4 protein-coding genes are annotated in these 6,013 nt (G+C 58.3%); all 4 read left to right on the top strand.

Translation table 11 applies throughout. The features are described 5' to 3' along the window. The coding region (locus ABJK56_RS09280; RefSeq protein WP_347244389.1) for a hypothetical protein at positions 1–410 on the top strand (410 nt) is incomplete at its 5' end. Positions 411–413: 3 nt separating this feature from the next. Beyond that, on the top strand, positions 414–1,694 hold the full coding sequence (locus ABJK56_RS09275) for a hypothetical protein (protein WP_347244388.1): 1,281 nt from the start codon (positions 414–416) through the stop codon (positions 1,692–1,694). Beyond that, positions 1,694–3,604: a CRISPR-associated ring nuclease gene (locus ABJK56_RS09270; RefSeq protein ID WP_347244387.1), complete on the top strand. Its 1,911-nt coding sequence runs from the start codon at positions 1,694–1,696 to the stop codon at positions 3,602–3,604. The genes ABJK56_RS09275 and ABJK56_RS09270 overlap by 1 nt, the downstream gene beginning before the upstream one ends. Before the next feature lie 45 nt (positions 3,605–3,649). Next, positions 3,650–5,122 carry a TM1812 family CRISPR-associated protein gene (locus ABJK56_RS09265; protein ID WP_347244386.1) on the top strand — a complete coding sequence of 491 codons (1,473 nt, stop codon included), beginning with the start codon at positions 3,650–3,652 and terminating at the stop codon, positions 5,120–5,122. Positions 5,123–6,013: the final 891 nt, after the last annotated feature.

The raw sequence follows: 6,013 nt of genomic DNA, 5'->3' as shown, positions 1-6,013 counted from the left end.
CCTTCGACTACGCCTTGCAATGGCTAGGCTTTGGCGCCAAAACAGCCATTGGGTACGGATTTGGGAGCTTGCCCCCCGGCAGTGCGCCGAAAACCGAGGCTTTCAGTGGCGCAAAGGCCGCCGCCGCTGGGGGGTACCCGAAGCATTCAAATACCGGCTCTCCAACAGACCGCGCCGAAGAGCGGGTCCCCGGTGACCTCCATGAGGTACAAAGGATCCTTCAAAAAGAGCCAACAACGCCATTATCTCGAGCCGAAACCGAACAAGCGCTCAACTTAATCTCGCGCCACTACCGCCATCCGATGGCACGGGATTTGGCTCGAATGCTTGCTCACCGCGTTGTTGGCTCAGATTACCTCTCACGCTTGGTAAAATCGAATCCGATTGTAAAAGCGCTTCTGGAGGATTAACCCATGAAATGGCGAGACTGGACACTGGAGTTGGCGACGCCAGCGTTTCTCGGTGGAGCCGACAAATCCTCGGAGTGGCGAACTGCTAGCCTCAAGACACTTATCCGCCGCTGGTGGCGCATTGTTCACGCGAGAGAAATTGGTTATTGCTTCCACAAGCTTCGCGAGGACGAAGGACGACTGTTGGGGCATTCATGGTTGGAGGATTCTGTTCCTGGCGCCAAAAAAACGCATGTTTGGAGTTTCCGTTCGCCGATTGTAGTCCGTCTGGAGCCGCTCGACGGATCCTGGCGCGGCACCCTTTTACGGCATCAGTGGCGCACGGTCGAGAACGAAAAACTCAAGGTAGACCACCCCTGGGTTACGCCAAAAGAGACGATGGAACACTCCAGTCAAGGAGGCGCACGGATAAGCCCCTTGCTTTACCTAGGATACGGGCCCGTCGGCGCCGGAACAATTACGGTCCCCTCGGCGCTCCAACCGGGAAGTAAAGCCCGCATCCTCTTGGTCCAGCGTTCAGCGGCGAACGACCATTTTTGGAACGATGAGTTACCCAGCGTCTTCGAAGGTATCGCGCTATTTGGAACCATCGGAAGCCGCAGCCGAAATGGATGGGGCTCGCTGATTCTCGTTCCTGACACGCTTCCCGACCTTGATCAACTACGCGAAAGGCTATTCACCTTTGCCAACAAGTTTTCCAGGCCTCTCGACGAATGTCTCCAGGAGGAATGGCCGCACGCCATCGCTAGGGTTGATAGCGGAATGGGCGTCTGGATTTTGGAAAAGCCGCAAAAGACATGGCAAGAAGCCATGGCTGAAATCGCTCGCTTGAAAATAGCAATTTATACGCAGCTTGACGGATGTGGTTCTTTTCCTAAGCTCGAAGAAAATACCGACTTGGAGGGCTACCCGGAGGGTGCGTGCCTGACTTCTCGCCACATAATGAGCTACCCGGTTACCAATCACGGTGTTGCTGGCTGGGTGCGGGAGCGTGACGGGAGCCCCGTAACGAGCAAGGACGGTTCCCTGCGTCAGACAGGGCGTTTGCCGAACCAGCTTGTCTTTAAAGTCCACAAAGTTAGGAGCGGAAATGGAGTTTCCTATGTGGCTGTTGCGGTCCACCTTGCACACAAAATACCGGGCGAGCTCATCAACAAATTGAAAGAACAGCCACGTAAAAGCTTGAGCTCATCCGAACTCTTGGAGCTTTGGTCCGAGGTACATGGCTTTATTGATGATTTTGGGGAGCGGCGCGGCACTCCCTTGTGGCGGAGAGTCCGTTAATGTCCCGCACCCTCCTCTGCACCGTGGGCACCTCCTGGGCTGTGGCGGCCGAAGCGGCACAGCTTCTTGGACCCGGGGGATTCGCTGCTGTGCACGTCCTCACCTCGGACGGTGAGCGAACTGAGGAGTCCATCAGGCGGCTTCTCGAGTTTTTCAGAAGACACCCGGTTCCCGACCTTTCCATTACTCGAGTGGCAGGCTTCACCGACCTCCGCAACGAGGAGGACCACCGACGGTTCGAGGAGGTCCTTTACCGATGGATCCTGGCCAAGGCTCCGGACCCGGGCCGACGCTACGTTTGCCTTGCCGGAGGTTACAAAACCATGTCCGCCGCCGTTCAGCGCGCGGCGGGGCTGTTCGGTGCGGCTGAGGTTTTCCACGTTCTCTGCGAACCTCGTTTTGGGGAAAACGGCTCGCGCGAAGCAAGCACCCTCGAGGAGGTCGAGGCCGCCATTGAGAGCGGGGCCTTGCACTTCATCAAGCTTGGCCCGGAGCCCGGTTGGCCCCAGCTTGCCACCCTGGACGCCCAGCGTTTCCCCCTCGAGACCGAGGGGAGCGGGGTTGTTCTTCGTGCCAGCTCTCTGGACTTTAGGCTTTCCTCCTACGTCAATGAGGTACTCGAGAAAGCTCGGAACCTCGCCGCGAGATGGGAAGACCTTTCGGAGCTTCCCTTCCCGAGCCTGGCCACCTGGCCAGCCAGCACCTTGGCATGGTTGCGCGAGCCTCTCGACCCTCGAACTGACCATTCCTGGGTCCGTTCCCTTCCCAAGGTGGAACTCCATTGCCACCTTGGAGGATTTGCTACCCACGGGGAGCTGCTTCGCGAAGTCAGAAACGCGGCCGCGTACCCGAACCAACTACCGCCCCTCGAGGAGCCTGAATTTCCCGAGGGCTGGCCGTACCCGAAAAGCCCCATAGCCCTCGATGACTACATGCGCCTTGGCAACGCCACCGGCAGCACGTTGCTCAAGGACCCGGGGTGTCTACGGAAACAGTGCGAGCTTTTGTATCAGGCGCTTGTTGATGACAACGTCGTTTACGCTGAAATTCGCTGCAGCCCCGCGAATTACGCCACCGCGGACCGCTCCCCCTGGGTCGTTCTTCAGGAGATCCGGGAAACGTTCCAGCGGGCCATGGACCGGGCCCCAGAAAACCAGCGTTGCCACGTCAATCTCATTCTCATCGCTACCCGCGAGGAAAAGGGAGATCGCTCCCGCATCGCGAAGCATCTCGCCCTGGCCATTACCGCCGCGGAGCATTGGAAGCATGGATGTCGCGTGGTGGGCGTTGACTTGGCGGGGTTCGAAAACCGGGACACCCGCGCCGCCATGTTCGCTACTGATTTCGAGCCTGTCCACCGGGTCGGGCTTGCGGTGACGGTCCATGCCGGCGAAAACGACGACGTCGAAGGCATCTGGCAGGCGGTGTTCAAGCTTTCGGCGCGGCGGCTCGGCCATGCCCTCCATCTGGAGGAATCCCCCGATCTGCTCCGCGCCGTAGCCGAGAGGGGAATAGGCGTCGAAATGTGCCCTTTTGCCAACATGCAGATCAAAGGTTTTTCTTTAGATGGGTCCGGCAATGCCCGGTACCCATTGCTCCGCTACATTCACCACGGCATCCTCGTGACGGCCAACACCGACAACATCGGCATTTCTCGAGGATCCCTTTCGGAGAATCTTCTGCTCTTGGCGCGTCTGTGCACGGGGATTTCGCGCTTGGATATTTTGAAGCTGCAAAGCAACGCTGCCCGCGTGGCGTTTTTGTCTTCGCGAGAACGCCAAGCTCTTCTCGAGCGCTTGTCTCGAGTTCCTTCAGTACTTCACCCCGAGCCGCTAAGAATCACCATGAGCGCGAAGCCAACGGCTGAAGCCCTCGAAGCGCCCCATGGCCAGACCGGAAAAGGAATATGATGACCGGCTGGAACGTGGAGTGTTTTTTGGTAAGGGGGTGATGCCATGACCTCGACGAGCCCTACCACGGATGTCTCCGCAAAGCCCAGTGAGATCGGCCTCACCTCGCCCCAAAAACACCTCCTGCTGGTCAACCTGGGTAAAGGTAGCCCCAACCTTCCCCCTCCAGGGTACGGTAGAACCACCTACCACATGCCGGATGGCAAAGCCTACAGCACCTGCATCGCCGGTCTCGCGCTCTGGCGTTGGCTTGTGGAAACCGCGAGAGCGCCGGCCTCCGTACTTTTCGCGTGCACCGAAGCCTCCTGGCACGACAAGAGAGAGTCAGTGCGGCGCGAAGCCCTGCAGCTCAATCTGCCCTTCGATTCCGCGGTAGCTCACATTAACCTCGAAGTTCCGCGGGAAATAAAAGACATCTGGAACTTTTTGCCTGAGCTGCGGACATGGCTTCAGCAAAATACGGCCTCCTTCGAGCATCCACCTGTCCTCCATATGGACCTTACCCACGCCTTCCGAGCCATCCCGCTGGCCCATACGTGGCTCGCTCTTTACCTCGTCCGACGGGGGGCGGTCCGGCGTGGGGTTTGGGGTTACGGAGCGTACGTCCCCGAAAAACCTGAGGATACCCCGTACCTTGACCTTTCCCATCTCATGGCCCTTGCGGAGTGGGCTGAAGCGGTTCGCGCTTTTCGTGAGCGCCTGGACCCGGAGCCTTTGGCGGCTCTGCTCGAACCTTGGGAGCGGCAGGCTCGGGGGAGCCGTGCGGGTCAAGGTGCAGCCCCTCCACGGGAGGTCAGGGCATTAATTTCAGCTGCCAAGAAGGCTGGGCCTTATCTGCGCACCGGTTTTCCCTTGGAGGTGGGACTGGCCATTGGTGAAGATCTCTCGTCGGTCAGCACCTCAGCGCTCCAAAAAGCTGCCCAGAGCCTTGGCCTTCCGGTAGAGGATTTGCTCGAGGAACTCCATCAACGCCTGCAAGAATTCGCGGTTCAGGATCCCGCGAAAAGAGATGCGAAAAACAACGTGAGGTTGGACAAGGGGGAAATCCAGCGCCAGTTACACCTGGTCAAGGCCTGGTTAGCTGCTGGCCGACTCGATGCTGCCGTCAGGGCCTTCAGAGAGCTCATTGTCAGCCGGGTTCAGCTCGCCCGTGGCGTCTCGGCGGGCAAATGGCTGCAGAGTCGCGACGAAGCTGAAAGTCTGCTCAATAAACTCGCCGAGGATTTACGCCCTCGGCAGCTCTCGAAGGAGGAGGAAAAGCTCCGGAATCTTTGGAGAAGGCTACGAACCTGGCGCAATGCCTTTGCCCATTCTGGGATGAGACCCGAACATATGGACCTCATCAATGCCCTCAAGGCGCTTAAGGAAGATCTGGTGCCGCTATTCGAGGAGCTCAACGCTTGCGAAGGGGTTTGGCGTCTTGAAAATATCGAGTTCACCAATGGTTTACATGGCACCAGCAACAAAAGGACTAGGCCTGAGAGCAATTCGATTTTATCTTCTCGGCGGAGACGGTAAACATTGCCGTTTCTCTCACGAGTGCCCTTGAGAAATGTTTGTAGAAATAAGCGCAAACCAGAAACTGCAGCCGTTGCGACGCTGCTCCGCTTACTACCTCAGCCCTTCGTTTGTTGCGGCGTCAAGATCCTTCATGGGCGCGGAAGGCGAATGTCTTCCTCTCGGGGTATTCCAGGGCCGAGTTCCCGAGCGAATGCGGCCGTCGCCAACCACGTGGCAGAGTCGGTTTTGCGTTCTCCAGCTCTCGGGGTCCCGGGTGAGGAGGCGGACGGTGGTCGCCAACCACGTGGCAGATTGGGCTTTGCGTTCTCGCCCAAGCCACGGCTTGCAATTCCCGGGTCGCCTGAGCCTTGGCCGCGGAGGGCAGGAGTGGTACCGGGTTTTCGCCCTAGTGACCCCGAGTTTGCGAGCTTCCAACCGGCTTGCGAAAAGCGGGTGCCTCGGCGCGCCACCAGCAAAAGTCGAGGAAGGAAAAGTCGAGTCTCGGTGTCTTGGGGATGCCATCGAGGCCAGAAGAGCCGGAAATCGTGGAGGGAGGACTTACCTTTGGCCAATAAGGGCTCTTGGCGTTCGTTCCAGGTGGCAAGGTTGCGCCTTCGGGACCTTCCCATTGGCGGTTGGGTGGTTTATACTGAGCGTTGGAAGGAGGCTCTTTGACAAAATGGCACGAGGTTGGTTGAAACATAAGCCTTTGATTCTCAATAGAATGCGCAAATTCTTGGGGCTTGGAGGACAAACAAAGATCACGCCCCCCCATGGGTTCGTTGGAAGCGGTCGCGAACCCATGAGGACTCATGAAGCTGCAAGCGCGCTGTGAGAATCACCGCCTCGCTTTGAAGAGGATTAAGACCCAAACGGGGGCAAAAACGCCGAGAACCTCCGATTTCCGTG

The organism is Thermogutta sp., from assembly GCF_039793925.1.
Taxonomy (GTDB): Bacteria; Planctomycetota; Planctomycetia; order Pirellulales; family Thermoguttaceae; genus Thermogutta.
Note: the sequence above shows the minus strand (reverse complement) of the source record. Positions and strands in the feature narration are given on the sequence as shown.

Bases quoted from the DNA above. Each gene is read 5' to 3' on its own strand.
- ABJK56_RS09275 (WP_347244388.1), top strand. From the start codon at position 414: ATGAAATGGCGAGACTGGACACTGGAGTTGGCGACGCCAGCGTTTCTC.
- ABJK56_RS09270 (WP_347244387.1), top strand. From the start codon at position 1,694: ATGTCCCGCACCCTCCTCTGCACCGTGGGCACCTCCTGGGCTGTGGCG.
- ABJK56_RS09265 (WP_347244386.1), top strand. From the start codon at position 3,650: ATGACCTCGACGAGCCCTACCACGGATGTCTCCGCAAAGCCCAGTGAG.